The organism is Sphingopyxis sp. YF1 (genome assembly GCF_022701295.1).
Lineage (GTDB): Bacteria > Pseudomonadota > Alphaproteobacteria > Sphingomonadales > Sphingomonadaceae > Sphingopyxis.
Genome location: NZ_CP033204.1, coordinates 440,587 through 457,000 on the forward strand (window position 1 = coordinate 440,587; position 16,414 = coordinate 457,000).

General features: G+C 67.5%; 14 protein-coding genes. 11 read left to right on the forward strand and 3 right to left on the reverse strand.

The features are described from left to right. Positions 1 to 132 precede the first annotated feature (132 nt). The 11 genes from mdh (at position 133) to EAO27_RS02365 (ending at position 11,839) form a co-directional block, all read left to right on the forward strand. The gene (mdh, locus tag EAO27_RS02315) at positions 133 to 1,095 is read left to right on the forward strand and encodes a malate dehydrogenase (RefSeq protein WP_242776711.1); all 963 of its coding nucleotides are present in this window, start codon (positions 133 to 135) and stop codon (positions 1,093 to 1,095) included. Further along, entirely contained in the window at positions 1,092 to 1,697 is a 606-nt protein-coding gene (locus EAO27_RS02320; RefSeq protein ID WP_242776713.1) for a hypothetical protein, read from the forward strand. The genes mdh and EAO27_RS02320 overlap by 4 nt, the downstream gene beginning before the upstream one ends. A 2-nt stretch (positions 1,698 to 1,699) precedes the next feature. Then, a complete protein-coding gene (gene sucD / locus EAO27_RS02325) occupies positions 1,700 to 2,590 on the forward strand; it encodes a succinate--CoA ligase subunit alpha (RefSeq protein ID WP_242776715.1) in 891 nt (296 codons plus the stop codon). Between the two features lie 85 nt (positions 2,591 to 2,675). Continuing rightward, entirely contained in the window at positions 2,676 to 5,495 is a 2,820-nt protein-coding gene (locus EAO27_RS02330) for a 2-oxoglutarate dehydrogenase E1 component (RefSeq protein WP_242776717.1), read from the forward strand. Positions 5,496 to 5,515: 20 nt separating this feature from the next. Then, positions 5,516 to 6,739 (forward strand): 2-oxoglutarate dehydrogenase complex dihydrolipoyllysine-residue succinyltransferase, encoded by a 1,224-nt coding sequence (gene odhB, locus EAO27_RS02335; RefSeq protein WP_242776719.1) that lies wholly within the window; start codon positions 5,516 to 5,518, stop codon positions 6,737 to 6,739. A gap of 34 nt (positions 6,740 to 6,773) precedes the next feature. Then, a complete protein-coding gene (locus tag EAO27_RS02340; protein WP_242776721.1) occupies positions 6,774 to 7,100 on the forward strand; it encodes a hypothetical protein in 327 nt (108 codons plus the stop codon). 13 nt (positions 7,101 to 7,113) lie between these two features. Next, positions 7,114 to 7,473, forward strand: coding sequence for a gamma-glutamylcyclotransferase family protein (locus tag EAO27_RS02345; RefSeq protein ID WP_242776723.1), 360 nt, complete (start codon positions 7,114 to 7,116; stop codon positions 7,471 to 7,473). Between the two features lie 3 nt (positions 7,474 to 7,476). Continuing rightward, the gene (gene lpdA / locus EAO27_RS02350) at positions 7,477 to 8,874 is read left to right on the forward strand and encodes a dihydrolipoyl dehydrogenase (protein WP_242776725.1); all 1,398 of its coding nucleotides are present in this window, start codon (positions 7,477 to 7,479) and stop codon (positions 8,872 to 8,874) included. 24 nt (positions 8,875 to 8,898) lie between these two features. Beyond that, the gene (locus EAO27_RS02355) at positions 8,899 to 10,236 is read left to right on the forward strand and encodes an amidohydrolase (RefSeq protein ID WP_242776727.1); all 1,338 of its coding nucleotides are present in this window, start codon (positions 8,899 to 8,901) and stop codon (positions 10,234 to 10,236) included. Between the two features lie 6 nt (positions 10,237 to 10,242). Beyond that, positions 10,243 to 10,875 carry a TRIC cation channel family protein gene (locus EAO27_RS02360; protein ID WP_242776730.1) on the forward strand — a complete coding sequence of 211 codons (633 nt, stop codon included), beginning with the start codon at positions 10,243 to 10,245 and terminating at the stop codon, positions 10,873 to 10,875. Positions 10,876 to 10,939: 64 nt separating this feature from the next. After that, entirely contained in the window at positions 10,940 to 11,839 is a 900-nt protein-coding gene (locus EAO27_RS02365; RefSeq protein WP_242776732.1) for an alpha/beta fold hydrolase, read from the forward strand. 26 nt (positions 11,840 to 11,865) lie between these two features. On the opposite strand, the gene sppA is transcribed toward EAO27_RS02365, so the two are convergent. From sppA to proB, 3 genes are all read right to left on the reverse strand, one after another. Further along, positions 11,866 to 13,848, reverse strand: a complete 1,983-nt coding sequence (sppA, locus tag EAO27_RS02370) for a signal peptide peptidase SppA (RefSeq protein WP_242776734.1) — start codon at positions 13,846 to 13,848, stop codon at positions 11,866 to 11,868. Between the two features lie 117 nt (positions 13,849 to 13,965). Beyond that, entirely contained in the window at positions 13,966 to 14,865 is a 900-nt protein-coding gene (locus EAO27_RS02375) for an NAD(P)H-binding protein (RefSeq protein ID WP_242776736.1), read from the reverse strand. A gap of 20 nt (positions 14,866 to 14,885) precedes the next feature. After that, complete coding sequence (gene proB / locus EAO27_RS02380; protein WP_242776737.1) at positions 14,886 to 15,992, reverse strand: glutamate 5-kinase; 1,107 nt, start codon at positions 15,990 to 15,992, stop codon at positions 14,886 to 14,888. Positions 15,993 to 16,414 lie beyond the last annotated feature (422 nt).

A 16,414-nucleotide genomic window follows, 5' to 3' on the forward strand; every position in this document is an offset into this window, starting at 1 on the left:
GGCGGTTGTTTCCTTAGGAGAATCGGCGTAGGGCGGCGCCAGTCTTGGAACCGGTGCCGCGCTTTGAAGCCCGTGCGCCCACCGGTTTGTGAACCAATTGCCGGGCTTGCCAGGAAGGGAGTGCCGCGCGCCATGGGACGCAAGAAAATCGCTTTGATCGGAGCCGGGAACATCGGCGGCACGCTGGCGCTTCTCGCCGCGCAGAAGGAACTGGGCGACGTCGTCCTGTTCGACGTGGTCGAAGGCGTACCGCAGGGCAAGGCGCTCGACCTGTCGCAGGTCGGTCCGATCGCGGGCTTCGACGCCAAGATCACCGGCACGAACGACTATGCCGACATCGCCGGCGCCGACGTCATCATCGTCACCGCCGGTGTCGCCCGCAAGCCGGGCATGAGCCGCGACGACCTGCTCGGCATCAACCTCAAGGTCATGAAGGCCGTCGGTGAAGGCATCAAGGCCAACGCCCCCGACGCCTTCGTCATCTGCATCACCAATCCGCTCGACGCGATGGTCTGGGCTCTCCGTGAGTTCTCGGGTCTGCCGCACAACAAGGTCGTCGGCATGGCGGGCGTGCTCGACTCGGCGCGCTTCAGCCACTTCATCGCCGACGAATTCGACGTGTCGGTGAAGGATGTGAACACCTTTGTGCTCGGCGGCCATGGCGACACGATGGTTCCCGTCGTCCGCTATTCGACGATCAACGGCATCCCCGTTCCCGACCTCGTCAAGATGGGCCTGTCGAGCCAGGACAAGATCGACGCGATCGTCAAGCGCACGCGCGGCGGCGGCGGCGAGATCGTCGCGCTGCTCGGCACCGGTTCGGCTTTCTATGCCCCGGCAGCCTCGGGCATTGCGATGGCCGAAGCCTATCTGGGTGACCAGAAGCGCATCCTGCCCTGCGCCGCCTACGTCGACGGCCAGTATGGCGTCGACGGCCTGTACGTCGGCGTGCCCGTCCTGATCGGTGCGGACGGCGTCGAGAAGATCGTCGAGATCGAACTCGATGACACCGACAAGGCAGGCCTGCAGGTCTCGGTCGACGCGGTCAAGGAACTGCTCGACGCTTGCAAGGCGCTGGATCCCTCGCTGGCATGAAGCTGCGGGGCGTCGCCTTTTTCCTGCCCCTCGCGATTGCATCCGCTGCGAACGCAGCGGATGCAAATTATCCCGTCGTCGAAATTCTTGATGCATTCCGGGACGGCTGCGGTTCGTTGGAAAATCAGCAGATGGCATCGGCATCGCTGATTGCTGCCGGTTGGACGCCGATCTCCAGAAGCGAAGAAGCGGGCCAACTTGCCGTGTTTCTGGACTTCTCCCGCAAGGCGGCCTTGGAAGTTGCTGAATCGAGCGGCGTGGATATGGGTGAAATTACCTCCTTCGTCAAAACGGTAGCAGGCGAAGAAGTCTTCATGGTGCTCGACGAAGTAAAAGCTGACGGAAAACGAATAAGCGGTTGTCAGCTGTATGACTTTGGCGAGGACCGCCCGATACCAGCCGAGCAAGCGGGCGCTTGGTTAAAGCGCGCACCTTTTGAAATTAAGGAATTTCCAGAGGTTCGAACGGTAGAATGGTCCCCTGGAATTCTTTCGGATCATGGTAGCTTCAAAATATTCTTCGTACCGAGCGATAGCCCGGCGAGGCAGATGTTCAATTTTTATGGCGTTGCCCTCAAAGCCGACACCTTAGGAGCCGAGTAAATATGTCCATCCTCATCGACAAGAATACCAAGGTCATCACGCAAGGGATGACCGGCGCCACCGGCACCTTCCACACCGAACAGGCGCTCGCTTACGGCACCCAGATGGTCGGCGGCGTGACCCCGGGCAAGGGCGGCACGACGCATATCGGCCTGCCCAACTTCAACACCGTCGCGGAAGCGAAGGCCGTGACCGGGGCGACCGCGAGCTGCATCTACGTCCCGCCGCCGTTCGCCGCCGACTCGATCCTCGAGGCGATCGACGCCGAGATGGAACTGATCGTCTGCATCACCGAAGGCATTCCGGTGCTCGACATGGTCAAGGTGAAGCGCGCGCTTTCGGGTTCGAAGTCGCGTCTGATCGGCCCCAACTGCCCCGGCGTGCTGACCCCCGACGAATGCAAGATCGGCATCATGCCCGGATCGATCTTCAAGAAGGGCAGCGTCGGCGTCGTCTCACGCTCGGGCACGCTGACCTATGAGGCGGTGTTCCAGACCTCGAACGTCGGCCTCGGCCAGACCACCGCGGTCGGCATCGGCGGCGACCCGGTCAATGGCACCAACTTCATCGACGTGCTCGAACTCTTCCTCGCCGACGAAGCGACCAAGTCGATCATCATGATCGGCGAAATCGGCGGCGACGCCGAGGAACAGGCGGCGCAGTTCCTGATTGACGAAGCCAAGCGCGGCCGCAAAAAGCCGATGGCCGGCTTCATCGCGGGCCGCACCGCGCCTCCGGGACGCCGCATGGGCCACGCCGGCGCGATCGTGTCGGGCGGCAAGGGCGACGCCGAAAGCAAGATCGCGGCGATGGAAGCCGCCGGCATCAAGGTGTCGGCCAGCCCGTCGGAGCTCGGCAGCACGCTCGCCGAAGTGCTCAAGGAACGCGTCTGATCCGGATGGCCCGCCGGCCTGTTTGGCCGGCGGGCGTCCGCTCCCCATATAGATAAACCAACCCGTCCTCCCCGTGGAAAAGCAGATGAACCTCGAGAGACAAAGCTTCGACATCGACGAGCCGCAGGCCGGCCCCAGCTGGGCGCCGAAGAACTGGCCGCTCATCGACAGCGACGACCTGACCGCCGGGCTCGACCCGCAGCAGATGCAGGTCGTGGTAAAGGCCGCCGCGGCTAGGGCGGGCGCACCGCTGTCGAATGCCGAGGTCGAACGCGCGGCGAATGATTCGATCCGCGCGATGATGCTGATCCGCACCTATCGCGTACGCGGGCACCTCGCGGCGCAGCTCGACCCGCTCGGGCTCAGCCAGCGCGAGCTACCCGCCGACCTGACGCCCGAATATCACGGCTTCGTCGGCGCCGACCAGGACCGCCCGGTCTGGCTCGGCGGGACGCTGGGTCTCGAAAAGGCGACGATTCGCGAGGTCGTCGCGATCCTGCGCGCCAACTACTGCGGCAACGTCGGCCTCGAATATATGCACATCGCCGATGTCGAGGAACGCCAGTTCCTCCAGGAGCGGATGGAAGGCGCCGACAAGCACATCGAATTTTCGGTCGAGGGCAAGCGCGCGATCCTGAACAAGGTGATCCAGGCCGAGGAATGGGAAAAATTCCTCGCGCGCAAATATGTCGGGACCAAGCGTTTCGGTCTCGACGGCGGCGAATCGATGATCCCCGCGATGGAAGCCATCATCAAATATGGCGGCCAGTACGGCGTGAAGGAGATCGTCTACGGCATGGCGCACCGCGGGCGTCTCAACATGCTCGCGAACGTCATGGCCAAGCCGTACAAGGTGATCTTCCACGAATTCGCCGGCGGTTCGGCCAACCCCGACGACATCGGCGGGTCGGGCGATGTCAAATATCACCTCGGCACCTCGACCGACCGCGAGTTCGACGGCATTTCGGTGCACATGTCGCTCGTCCCCAACCCCTCGCACCTCGAGGCGGTCGACCCCGTCGTGCTCGGCAAGGTCCGCGCGCAGCAGGTCGCGCGCAGCGATCTCGCCGAACATTCGCAGGTGCTGCCCGTGCTCATCCACGGCGACGCAGCGTTCGCGGGGCAGGGGATCGTCTGGGAATGCCTCGGCTTCTCGGGCATCCGCGGCTACAACACCGGCGGCTGCATCCACTTCATCGTCAACAACCAGATCGGCTTCACGACCAGCCCGCAATTCGCGCGCTCGTCGCCCTATCCCTCGGACGTCGCCAAGGGCGTCCAGGCGCCGATCCTGCACGTCAACGGCGACGATCCCGAAGCCGTGACCTTTGCGTGCAAGCTCGCGATCGACTTCCGCCAGCGCTTCAAGCGCGACGTCGTGATCGACATGTGGTGCTATCGCCGCTTCGGCCACAACGAGGGTGACGAACCCTCGTTCACCCAGCCGCTGATGTACGCGCGCATCCGCCAGCATCCGCCGGTGTCGCAGCTCTGCGCCGCGAAGCTCGAGGGCGAGGGCGTGATCGACGCCGGCTGGGCCGACGCCCGCCGCGCCGAATTCACGACGCATCTCGAGGAACAGTTCGACAGCGCCAAGAGCTACAAGCCGAACAAGGCCGACTGGTTCGCCGGGCGCTGGTCGGGACTCTATGCGCCGACCGACCCCGAAAGCGCGCGCCGCAACATAGCGACCGGGGTGAGCGACAAATTGTTCGACTCGATCGGCCGCACGCTGACGACGATCCCCGCCGAGATCGAGGTGCACAAGACGCTGCGCCGCGTGATCGACGGTCGCGCCGCGATGTTCGCCGACAAGGGCGACGGCGAGGTGTTCGACTGGGCGACCGCCGAGAGTCTCGCCTTCGGCACGCTGCTCAGCGAAGGCTATCAGGTCCGCCTGTCGGGCCAGGATTCGGGCCGCGGCACCTTCAGCCAGCGCCACGCGGTGTGGGTCGACCAGAAGAGCGAGGAGAAATATGTCCCGCTGACCACCGTGCCGCACGGTCGCTTCGAGGTGCTCGACAGCCCGCTCTCCGAATATGGCGTGCTCGGTTTCGAATATGGCTATGCGATGGCCGATCCGAAGAGCCTCGTGCTCTGGGAAGCGCAGTTCGGCGACTTCGCCAACGGCGCGCAGATCATGATCGACCAGTTCATCGCGTCGGGCGAGGCCAAGTGGCTGCGCGCCAACGGGCTCGTGCTGCTGCTGCCGCACGGCTACGAAGGGCAGGGCCCCGAACATAGCTCGGCGCGCCTCGAACGCTTCCTGCAGCTTTGCGCGGGCGACAATATCCAAGTGTGCAATATCTCGACCCCGTCGAACTATTTCCACGTCCTGCGCCGCCAGATGCTGCGCTCGTTCCGCAAGCCGCTGATCATCATGACGCCCAAGTCGCTGCTCCGCCACAAGCTGGCGGTGTCGCAGCGCTCGGACTTCATCGGCGACGCGCATTTCCGCCGCATCATGTCCGACCGCACCCCGCCCGCCGACGGCGACGTCAGGCGCGTCGTGCTCTGTTCGGGCAAGGTCGGCTACGACCTGATGGAGGCGCGCGACGCCGCCGACCTCAAGGACACGACGGTGATCCGCCTCGAACAGCTCTACCCCTTCCCGGGTGAGCCGCTCGCCGTGCGCCTGAAGCGCATGCCGAAGCTCGAGGAAGTGGTCTGGGCGCAGGAGGAACCGCGCAACAACGGCAGCTGGTTCTTCGTTGAACCCTTCATCGAGGAGGCGCTGACCAGCGCCGGGCACAAGGGCATGCGCCCGCGCTACGCCGGCCGCGCTGCGGCCGCGTCGCCCGCGACGGGCCTGATGAGCCGCCACCAGACGGAGCAGTCGGCGCTGGTCGCCGATGCGCTGGGCCTGAGCGTCCGTGCCGAAATCCGCCGTACGAAGAACAAGTAAGCGCCCCGAAGGAAAGCAAGATGAGCACCGAAGTCAAAGTCCCCACGCTGGGCGAAAGCGTCACCGAAGCGACGATCGGCGAGTGGCTGAAGCAGCCGGGCGATGCGGTCGCGCTCGACGAGCCGATCGCGAGCCTCGAAACCGACAAGGTCGCCGTCGAAGTGCCTTCGCCCGTCGCGGGCGTGATGGGCCAGCAGGTCGTCGCGGTCGGCGACACGGTCAATGTCGGCGCGGTGATCGCGACGATCGAAGCCGGCAGCGGCAAGGCGGCCGCCCCGGCGGCCAAGGCCGAAGCCGCCGCTCCGGCGCCCGCCGCGACGGCGAGCGAGGATACCGGCGACGGCGTCACCACCCTGTCGCCCGCGGTGCGCCGCCTGGTGCTCGAGCATGGCGTCGACCCGAGCAAGATCAAGGGCAGCGGCAAGGATGGCCGGCTGACCAAGGAAGATGTGCTCGCCGCCGCGAGCGCGGCGCCCGAAGCCGCGCCCGCCGCGGCACCGGCCGCCGCCGCTGCAGCCGCGCCCGCTGCGGGCGGCGCGCCCGGCCGCCGCGAGGAACGCGTCAAGATGACGCGCATGCGCCAGACGATCGCCAAGCGGCTGAAGGCGGCGCAGGACACCGCCGCAATGCTGACGACCTTCAACGACGTCGACATGTCGGCGGTGATGGCGACGCGCGAGAAATATCGCGACAGCTTTGAAAAGAAGCACGGCGTGCGCCTCGGCTTCATGAGCTTCTTCACCAAGGCGGTCGCGCTTGCCGCGCACGACATTCCGGCGGTGAACGCACGCATCGACGGCGACGAGATCGTCTACCACGACTATCTCGACGTCTCGGTCGCGGTCAGCGCCCCCAACGGCCTCGTCGTCCCCGTCGTGCGTAACGCCGACAGCCTGTCGTTCGCCGACATCGAAAAGGCGATCGCCGACCTCGGCAAGCGCGCCAAGGACGGCACGCTGACGATGGACGACATGACCGGCGGCACCTTCACCATCTCGAACGGTGGTGTGTTCGGCGGCCTGATGTCGACCCCGATCATCAACCCGCCGCAGTCGGCGGTGCTCGGCCTTCACCGCATCGAGGACCGTCCGGTCGTCCGGAACGGCGAGATCGTGATCCGCCCGATGATGTATCTCGCGATGAGCTACGACCATCGCCTGATCGACGGCCGCGAGGCGGTGACCTTCCTCAAGACGATCAAGGAAGCGATCGAGGACCCGACGCGTCTGCTGATCGATCTTTGATCGGCGGCGTCGTCGCCTGACCGGGAGAATGGGAATGTCGTTCGGGTCCGTCGCCACGCTTCGCCGTCTCGCCGCACCCGCGGCGCTGCTCGCGGCGGCTGCGACGCTGGCGGGCTGCGACCAGGCGCAGAAGGGTTTCGAGGACGGCTTCGAAAAGCAGTTCGCCGAAACCTTCACGCGCTCGTGCGAGGCGGGGGCAACGCGGGCCGGGGCGCCCGCCGACAAGGTGGGCGAGGTGTGCAAATGCGCCGCCGACGAGCTGGCAAAGACGCACAGCCCGTCCGAATTGATGCAATTGTCGCCCGAGGATGCGGTGCCGGTGATGGAAGCCTGCGCCAAGAAGACGCTGGCCGGCAGCTGAGGGTGCCCGAACGATGGACGCGAGTGAACCGCTCTTTTCCTACGGTACGTTGCAATATGCCGACGTCCAGCGCGAACAGCTGGGGCGCCTGCTCGACGGCAGCGCCGACGCGCTGACCGGTTTTCGCCTCGGCCGCATCGCGATCGCCGACGCAGAGGTGGTGCGCAAGAGCGGCGAGACGCATCACCCGGTGCTCACGCCCGACCCCGAAGGGTCGCAGCGCGTCGCCGGCACCCTATATTGGATTACGAAACGCGAACTCGAAGCGGCCGACGATTATGAGGCCGGCGAATATGAGCGGCGGCGCGTGACGCTGGAATCGGGCCGCGAGGCCTGGGTCTATGTTGCGGCGCCGGGGCTTGAAATGGAGTGAATCATGGCTGACTACGACTACGACGTGCTTGTCATCGGTGCCGGCCCCGGCGGTTATGTCGCGGCGATCCGCGCGGCACAGCTGGGCCTCAAGACCGCCTGCGCCGAAGGGCGCGAGACGCTGGGCGGCACCTGCCTCAACGTCGGCTGCATCCCGTCGAAGGCGCTGCTCCACGCGTCGGAATTTTACGAAGCCGCCGCCGGTGGCGCGATGGCGGCGATGGGCATCAAGGTGAAGCCCGAGCTCGACCTGCCGACGATGCAGGGCCAGCGCAAGGATGCGGTCAAGGGCCTGACCGGCGGAATCGAATTCTTGTTCAAGAAGAACAAGGTCGACTGGCTCAAGGGCTATGCGCAGTTCACATCGGCCGACACGGTCGAAGTCGCGGGCAAGGAGGTGCGCGCGAAAAATATCATCATCGCCACCGGCTCGTCGGTGACCCCGCTGCCCGGCGTCGAGGTCGACAATGACAAGCAGATCATCGTCGATTCGACCGGCGCGCTCGAACTTGCCAAGGTCCCAGGCCATATGGTCGTCATCGGCGGCGGCGTGATCGGGCTCGAACTCGGCAGCGTGTGGCGCCGCCTCGGTGCCAAGGTCACCTGCGTCGAATTCCTCGACCAGATTCTTCCCGGCATGGACGGCGACGTCCGCAAGGAAGCGAACAGGATCTTCAAGAAGCAGGGTGTCGAATTCAAGCTCAAGACCAAGGTGACGAAGGCCGAGGTTAAGGGCAAGAAGGCGGTGCTGACGCTCGAACCCGCCGCGGGCGGCGACGCCGAAACGCTCGAGGCCGATGTCGTGCTCGTGTCGATCGGGCGCCGGCCGAACACCGACGGCCTCGGCCTCGACAAGGCCGGGCTGACCGTCAACCAGCGCGGTCAGATCGAGACCGATCATGATTTCCGCACCTCGGTTCCCGGCATCTGGGCGATCGGCGACGTGGTCCCGGGCCCGATGCTCGCGCACAAGGCCGAGGATGAAGGCATCGCCTGCGCCGAGAATATTGCGGGTCAGACCGGCATCGTGAACCACGATGTCATCCCGTCGGTCGTCTATACCATGCCCGAAATCGCCGGTGTCGGCCTGACCGAAGAGCAGGCGAAGGAACGCGGCGAGGTCAAGGTCGGCAAATTCCCGATGATGGCGAACAGCCGTGCGAAGACCAATCACGAACCCGACGGTTTTGTGAAGGTCATCGCGGATGCGAAGACCGATCGCGTGCTGGGCGTGTGGTGCATCGCGAGCGTCGCGGGCACGATGATCGCACAGGCGGCGCAGGCGATGGAATTCGGCGCGACGTCCGAAGACATCGCCTACACCTGCCACGCGCATCCGACGCACAGCGAGGCGATCAAGGAAGCCGCGATGGCGGTCACCGGCAAGCCGATCCACATCTGACGAACGAGAACGGGGGAAGAGACTATGGCGAAGCACGGGCTCTGGGCAGCGGCTTCGCTCGCGCTCTTCCTCGTTCCGGCGGGCGCGCACGCCGCGCCCGACCTGTCGGCCGCCAACGCGCGGCTGACCGCGCTGCTCGACAAAAATTATCCGGCGCTCGAGGCGATCTACAAGGACCTCCACGCCAACCCCGAACTCGGGATGCAGGAAGTGCGCACCGCGGGCATCCTCGCGCGGCATCTGCGGGGGGCGGGGTTCACCGTGACCGAAAAGGTCGGCGGCACCGGTGTCGTCGGCGTGCTCAGGAACGGCGACGGGCCGACCTTCCTGATCCGCGCCGATATGGACGCGCTGCCGATGGAGGAAAAGACCGGCCTTCCCTGGGCGAGCAAGGCGCGCGCGACCTATGAAGGGCGCGACGTGCCGGTGATGCACGCGTGCGGCCACGACACGCATGTCGCCTATCTGGTCGGGGTCGCGCAGGCGCTCGCCGCGATGCGCGACAGCTGGTCGGGCACCGCGGTGCTGATCGGCCAGCCCGCAGAGGAACCGCTGACCGGCGCGCGCGCGATGCTCGACGACGGGCTGCTGACGCGCTTCCCCAAACCCGACTTCGGGTTCGCCGCGCATGTGTCGAACCTTCCGGCCGGGGTGGTCGCGATCAAGGCGGGGGCGTCCTCGTCGGCGTCGGACAGCTATTCGATCACCTTCCACGGACGCGGCGGGCACGGGTCGATGCCCGCGGCGACGATCGATCCGATCCCGATCGCCGCGCGCTTCGTCACCGACACGCAGGTGGTAATCAGCCGCGAGAAGGATCCTGCGGCGTTCGGCGTGCTGACGATCGGTGCGATCAACGCGGGCAGCGCGCCCAACATCATCCCCGACAGCGCCGAGGTGAAGGTCAATCTGCGCTCGCATTCGCCCGAGGTGCGCAAGCTGCTCCAGGACGGCACCGCGCGCGTCGCGAAATCGGCGGCGGCGATGGGCAATGCCCCCGAACCGACGATCCGCTACATCAGCGGCACCGGGGCGATGACCAATGATGCGGCGATGGCCGACGCGGCGGTCGCCGCGCTGACCCCGGTCTTTGGCAAGGGGCTGGTCTTTGCGCCGGCAAGCGCGGCGCCGATGTCGGGCAGCGAGGACTATTCCGAATTCGTCGATGCCGGCGTACCCTCGCTCTTCTTCGGTATCGGCGGCTATGATCCCGCGGTGCTCGCCGACCTCAAGGCGAAAGGGGAGCCCGCGCCGACCAATCATTCGCCCTTCTTCGCGCCCAAGGCCGAACCGGCGATCCGGAACGCGGTGTCGGCGATCGTCCTGTCGATCATCGGCGGTGTTCGCCCCGCCGCGAAGTAACGGGCGATGCCCGATATCGACAATGCGCTGATCGTCCGCCTGCTCGACCTCGCCGGCATCGGCGTCTTCGCGCTGTCGGGCGCGCTGATGGCGGTGCGGCTGCGCCAGACCTTCGTCACCGCCAGCTTCTTCGCGCTTGTCACCGGCGTCGGCGGCGGCAGCGTGCGCGACCTGCTGATCGGGGCGCCGGTCTTCTGGGTCCAGGACGGCGCGATCGCCGCGGTGTGCATCGCGATCGCGCTGATCGTCTGGGTGACCCCCGAACGCTGGTGGCAGGGGCAATTGCTCGAATGGGCCGACGCGGTGGGGCTCGCCGCCTATGCGGTATTCGGTACCGCGAAGGCGCTGGCATGGGGGGTGCCGCCGGTGCCCGCGCTCATGATGGGGGTGATCACCGGCTGCGTCGGCGGGACGATCCGCGACATATTGGCGGGGGTGCCGTCGATCATCGTCCGCCCCGAAATTTATGTCACCGCAGCGGCGCTCGCGTCGGCGCTCTTCCTGCTGCTGCTCTGGCTCGGCACCGGGACTCCGATCGCGGCGGTGTCGGGCGCGGTCGCGGGTTTCGTGCTGCGCGGCGCGGCGATCCGCTGGTCGCTGGCGCTGCCGGCCTATCGCGATCCGCGCGCCCGGGACTGATCGGGCGGCTTGCCAAATCGCCAATCTGTGGCAGGTTCGGCCCCGTTTCGGGGAAAGGGCCTGCATGACGACCGAAAAGACGACCGCCAACGGCATCACCATCACCTATGAGGACAAGGGGCCGAGGGACGCGCCCGCGATCCTGCTTGTGATGGGGCTCGGCGGGCAGTTGACGCTGTGGCCCGACGAATTCGTCGATGCGCTGAACGTGCGCGGTTTCCGTACCGTCCGCTACGACAATCGCGACGTTGGCCTGTCGACGCGCTTCGATGCGGCGGGGGTGCCGAACCTTAAATGGATGTTCGTCAAATCGCTCATCGGGCTGCCGGTGCGCCCCGCCTATACGCTCGCCGACATGGCCGCCGACGGTGTGGCGCTGCTCGACCATCTGGGCATCGACCGCGCGCACGTCGTCGGCGTGTCGATGGGGGGCATGATTTCGCAGCATATCGCGGCGCGTTACCCCGGTCGCGTGCTGTCGCTGACCTCGGTGATGTCGACGACGGGCAACCGCCGCCTGCCGCGCGCCGACAGCGAGGCGATGCGCGTGCTGACCAGCCGTCCGATGAGCGGCGACCCCGAGGACATGATCGCCTATTCGGTGCGCGCCGCGCGCGTGATCGGGAGCCCCGCCTATCCCGCCGAGGAGGAGCGCTTGCAGCGCCGCGTCCGGGGTGATTTCGAACGCGGCTGGTATCCGCAGGGCGTCGCGCGCCAGATGGCGGCGATCGTTGCCGATGGTGACCGGCGGCCGATGCTCAAGGCGATCGAGGCGCCGACGCTGGTCATCCACGGCGAGGCCGACCCGCTCGTTCCGCTCGCGGGCGGCAAGGACACCGCGGCGAGCATCGCCGGAGCGCGGCTGAAGACAATCCCCGGCATGGGACATGATCTGCCGCTGCAACTGGTCGATACACTCGCCGACGCAATCGCCGACCATGCGAACGGCGGCGTGGCCGCGTAGCGCCCGCCTCCCGGCCGCGGGAGGGGTTATTTCAACAGCAGCGCCAGTGTCGCGAACAGGCCCTTCGCCTCGGCCCGGCCCGGCCGCGGAACAGCGGGCAGATAGCCGCGGCAGTCGAGGCAGGCAGCCTGCACCGATCCCGCCTCGGTGAGCATCGTCAGGTCCTGCACCACGCGGCGTTCGACCATCTGGCGGTTCATCGCCGCGATGCCGAACCACCCGCGCGGCAGTGCCGCGCTTTCCTCGGGGGCGGTGCCCGCCCATTTGGCGAGCATCTTGGAAAATTCGCTCGGTTCGGTTTCGAAATATTTGGCGTGATAATCGCCATCGACCCTGGCGAGCTTCGCCGCCGCCGCCATCGCGTCGGGCAGGCCGCCGAACTGGTCGACCAACCCGATCTGGCGCGCGGTCCCGCCGGCCCAGACGCGGCCTTCGGCGATCTCGCGGACCTTCTCGATCGGCTGCTTGCGGCTCTTGGCGACAAGGCCGGTAAAGCGCGCATAGATGTCCTCGACGCTCGCCTGCGCCAGCGCGTTGAACTCGTCGTTGACGCCGCCTAGGATATCGGGCTGCCCCGACAGCGGCGTCGTTGCGATGCCGTCGACGGTGACACCGACCTTGGCGAGGGTCTGTTCAAAACTCGGCAGGATACCGAAAACGCCGATCGAACCGGTGATCGTTTCGGGTTCAGCAAAGATGCGGTCGGCAGGGGTCGAGATCCAGTAGCCCCCCGACGCGGCGACATTGGCCATCGACACGACGACGGGCAGCTTCTTCGCCTTGGCAGCGAGCAGCGCCTGGCGGATCTGCTCGGAGGCGAGCACCGACCCGCCCGGCGAATCGATCCGCAGCACCACCGCCTTGACGCTCGAATCGGCGGCAGCGTCGAGGATGTGCTGCGCGATCGTCTCGCCGCCAGCGCTGCCGTTCGGGGCTTCGCCGTCGACGATCTCGCCGACGACCGGCACGACCGCGATCGCGCTGCCCGGCTGTTCGGGCGGGTTGGCAGCGACCCAGTTTTCAAGCGGGATTGCGTTGTAGTTCCACGGCTGGCTATCGTCCTGCGCGCCGCTGATCTCGGCGACGCGCTGGCCGAACGCCATGCGGCTGCCGAGCTTGTCGATCAGCCCCGCGTCGAGCGAGGCCTTGCTGAGGTCGCCGCCCGCGGCGCGCACCGCGCCCGCGGTGTCGGCGATGAAAGGGTCGAGCTTGGCGCTGGGCCGCGCCTTTTTGACGTCGCCCAGCCATTGATCCCACAGCACGCCGGCATAAGCGAGGTTGGCGGCTTCGGCCTCGGGCGACTGATCGGCGCGCAGGAAAGGTTCGACCGCGCTCTTGAATGTGCCGACGCGATAGATGTTCGCGGTCACGCCGAGCTTGTCCATCAGCCCCTTGTAATAGAGGCGCGATCCGCCGGGTCCTGCGATCGCGACGCCGCCGATCGGGTCGGCCCAGATTTCGCTCGCGTGCGATGCGACCTGATAGCTGTCGGTGGTGTAGGCGGTGGCGAAAGCGAGCACGGGCTTCTTTTTCGCGCGCACCTTGTCGATCGCGCCGCCGATTTCGGCGAGCGAGACCTGCCCGCCCCCGAGGAAGCGGTCGAGGTCGAGCACGACCGAGGTCACGCGCTTGTCGTCCGCCGCCGTTTCGAGCGCGTGCACGACGTCGCGGACGCGGATTTCCTTGAGGTCGTTGCCTCCCGACAGCGCCGCGAGCGGATCGATCTCGGCGGGCTGTTCGGTGACGACGCCGTCGAGTTCGAGCAAGAGCGCGCCCTCGCTGACTGGCAGCCCGGCGTTGGGCCGGCCCGACAGCAGCCCGAACAGCGTCACGAAAAAGAGCAGCAGGAAGATCAGCGCCAGCCCGTCCTTGATCGCGACGAGCAGATTCCAGACCTTGCGCGGAAAGCTGGTCGTCGCTTTCGGCCGGTCGCCACCGGGCAGGGGGCGCCGCACGGGAATCGCCCAGGGGCCGGCGGGATCATTGGGGGTGGTGCTGGTCTCGGTCATGGCCGCAAACCTAGGGACGCGGCCCGCCGTTGGCAATGCACGCTTCGACGGGCGACCGGCAGGAAGGGGGCGAACGGCGTTTCTGTTGCCGTAGCCGTGGACCTGTCCATTCCGAACTCAGAGCCATCCCTCGCGGCGATACCAGCGCACCGTCTCGCCGAGCGCATCGCCGGTGTCGAGCGCCGGCTGCCATAATTCGGGCGGCGGGCAGGCGCCCGCGGCGGCGACCCAGTCGGGATGCGCGATATAGCGCGCCCGGTCGGGGGTCAGCTTGGCACGGCTGCGGCGCACCAGCGTGTCGAGCCGTCCCCCGGCCCTGAGCACGACACCCGGAACGGCGAGCGTCGAGACGTGGCTGCGGCCCACCGCGCGGCCGATCGCGCGAGCGAAACTGCGGTGCGACCAGCCACCAGGCTTGCCGTCGTCGGGTTCGTAGGTCGCCCCGATGCTGGCGTCGCGGTCGGCGGCGAGCGCGACGAGCAGCCGCGCGAGTTCGTCGACATAGATCGCCGACATCCGCCCCGCGGGCGGGAGCAAGGCGACTCCGCGCCGTGCCATGCGGAACAGGTCGAGCATCTCGGTATCGCCGGGGCCGAACACCGCGGGGGGGCGGACGATCGTCCAGTCGAGCCCGCTCGCGCGCACGACGGTCTCGGCGCGTGCCTTCGACCAGCTGTAGTTGGAAATTTCGGGCTCGCGCGCGGCGAGCGAGGAGACATGGACGAAGCGCGTCACCCCGGCGTGGCGCGCGGCGTCGATCACATTCCCGGTCGCGGTCGCGTTGCCGGCCTCGAACTCGGCGCGGGTGGGAACGTTCACGACGCCCGCGATGTGCATCACGACGTCGCTGCCCGCCGCCATTTCGGCAAGGCTGTCGGGCCGGTCGAGCGCGCCCGCGACCCAGGTGACGCCCTCGCGTTCGGGTTGCGGACGGCGGGTGAGCGCGCGGACGTGCCAGCCGGCGGCGACCGCCTGCCGCAACGTCGCGCCGCCGACGAAGCCGGTCGCGCCGGTCATCGCAAGGATGGGGGCGGCGGTCAGAGCAGCACCATATGGTCGCGGTGCACCATTGCGGCGCGCGGGGCATAGCCGAGCGCGGCTTCCTGCGCGTCGCGGCCGAGACCGAGGATCGCGGCGGCGTCGGCGGCGGGATATTCGGAAAGGCCGCGCGCGAGGGTGCGGCCGTCGGGGGCCGCGATGTCGAGGATGTCGCCGCGCGCGAAATCGCCGCTGACTCCGGTTACCCCCGCCGCGAGCAGGCTGGCGCCGCCGCGCAGCGCCTTCGCCGCGCCGGCGTCGATCGTCAGCCGGCCCTTGGCGGTCAGTCCGCCGGCGAGCCAGGCCTTGCGCGCGCTCGCGCTGCGTTCGGCGACGAACAGGCTGTGCCGGGCTTCGGTCGACAGCGGGTGGTCGATATGGCCCGAGGCGATGGCGAGATGCGCGCCCGCGGCATTGGCGATCCGCGCCGCCGCGATCTTCGACACCATGCCGCCCGATCCCATGCCCGACGCCGATCCGGTGTCGGCCATCGCCTCGACGCGCGCGTCGATGCGCTCGATGCGCGCGATATGGTTCGCGCCGGGTTGCGCGGGGTTGCGGTCGTAGAGGCCGTCGATGTCGCTGAGCAGGATCACCCCGCCCGCCGCGGCCGCCTGCGCGACGCGCGCCGCGAGCCGGTCGTTGTCGCCAAAGCGGATTTCCTCGGTCGCGACGCTGTCATTCTCGTTGATCACCGGCACGACGCCGAGGTTCAGCAGCCGGTCGAGCGTCGCCGAGGCGTTGAGGTAGCGGCGGCGATGTTCGAGATCGTCGAGCGTCACCAGCATCTGCGCCGCGGTGAGGCCTTCGGCGCCGAGGACTTCGGCCCAGACCTGGCTGAGCGCGATCTGCCCCGTCGCGGCGGCGGCCTGCGCATCCTCGAGGCTCGCGCGGCCGCCCTTGGCAAGGCCGAGCCGCCGCGCGCCGAGCGCGATCGCGCCCGACGAGACGACGGCGACCTGTTGGCCCGCCTTGGTCCGCGCGCCGATGTCGGCTGCGACGCCCTTGAGCCAGTCGCGCCGCACCGCGCCGTCCGGGTCGACGAGCAGGGCCGATCCGATCTTGACGATCAGGCGGGGGCAGGATGCGGGCGGGAACAGGCTCATGGCGCCGCCGATAGCGTGGCGTGGCCGCGTGGCCAATGCGAATGTCGAATCGCCGGGAGGCGGAGTGATTTTATTCGGAAGGTCACGAAGGTCACACCACGTACCCCTCTTCTTTCCCCCCTCGCTGGCGATTGGCGCAACGGGTGGGATGAAAGGAGCTGCGACCGGGGGGAGTCCATCCGGTGACGCTATGCGGCGGGAATATGTTAGGACAGCGTTTTTTTTGGCGGCTTCGCCGATGTCGGCTTTGGGGTGGAGAGCCGCCGATTGAGCGACGAACCGGTTTCCCCTCCCGCGAGCGGGAGGGGCAGCGAGGCTTGCCAGCTTGCTGGTTAGCCGCAGCGGGGTGGGCCATCGCGACGCCGCGGCCCACCCCCGACCCCTCCCGCAAGCGGGAGGGGAGAAGAATGGCCGCTTCCGGT

Bases quoted from the DNA above. Each gene is read 5' to 3' on its own strand.
- mdh (WP_242776711.1), top strand. From the start codon at position 133: ATGGGACGCAAGAAAATCGCTTTGATCGGAGCCGGGAACATCGGCGGC.
- EAO27_RS02320 (WP_242776713.1), top strand. From the start codon at position 1,092: ATGAAGCTGCGGGGCGTCGCCTTTTTCCTGCCCCTCGCGATTGCATCC.
- sucD (WP_242776715.1), top strand. From the start codon at position 1,700: ATGTCCATCCTCATCGACAAGAATACCAAGGTCATCACGCAAGGGATG.
- EAO27_RS02330 (WP_242776717.1), top strand. From the start codon at position 2,676: ATGAACCTCGAGAGACAAAGCTTCGACATCGACGAGCCGCAGGCCGGC.
- odhB (WP_242776719.1), top strand. From the start codon at position 5,516: ATGAGCACCGAAGTCAAAGTCCCCACGCTGGGCGAAAGCGTCACCGAA.
- EAO27_RS02340 (WP_242776721.1), top strand. From the start codon at position 6,774: ATGTCGTTCGGGTCCGTCGCCACGCTTCGCCGTCTCGCCGCACCCGCG.
- EAO27_RS02345 (WP_242776723.1), top strand. From the start codon at position 7,114: ATGGACGCGAGTGAACCGCTCTTTTCCTACGGTACGTTGCAATATGCC.
- lpdA (WP_242776725.1), top strand. From the start codon at position 7,477: ATGGCTGACTACGACTACGACGTGCTTGTCATCGGTGCCGGCCCCGGC.
- EAO27_RS02355 (WP_242776727.1), top strand. From the start codon at position 8,899: ATGGCGAAGCACGGGCTCTGGGCAGCGGCTTCGCTCGCGCTCTTCCTC.
- EAO27_RS02360 (WP_242776730.1), top strand. From the start codon at position 10,243: ATGCCCGATATCGACAATGCGCTGATCGTCCGCCTGCTCGACCTCGCC.
- EAO27_RS02365 (WP_242776732.1), top strand. From the start codon at position 10,940: ATGACGACCGAAAAGACGACCGCCAACGGCATCACCATCACCTATGAG.
- sppA (WP_242776734.1), bottom strand. From the start codon at position 13,848: ATGACCGAGACCAGCACCACCCCCAATGATCCCGCCGGCCCCTGGGCG.
- EAO27_RS02375 (WP_242776736.1), bottom strand. From the start codon at position 14,865: ATGACCGGCGCGACCGGCTTCGTCGGCGGCGCGACGTTGCGGCAGGCG.
- proB (WP_242776737.1), bottom strand. From the start codon at position 15,992: ATGAGCCTGTTCCCGCCCGCATCCTGCCCCCGCCTGATCGTCAAGATC.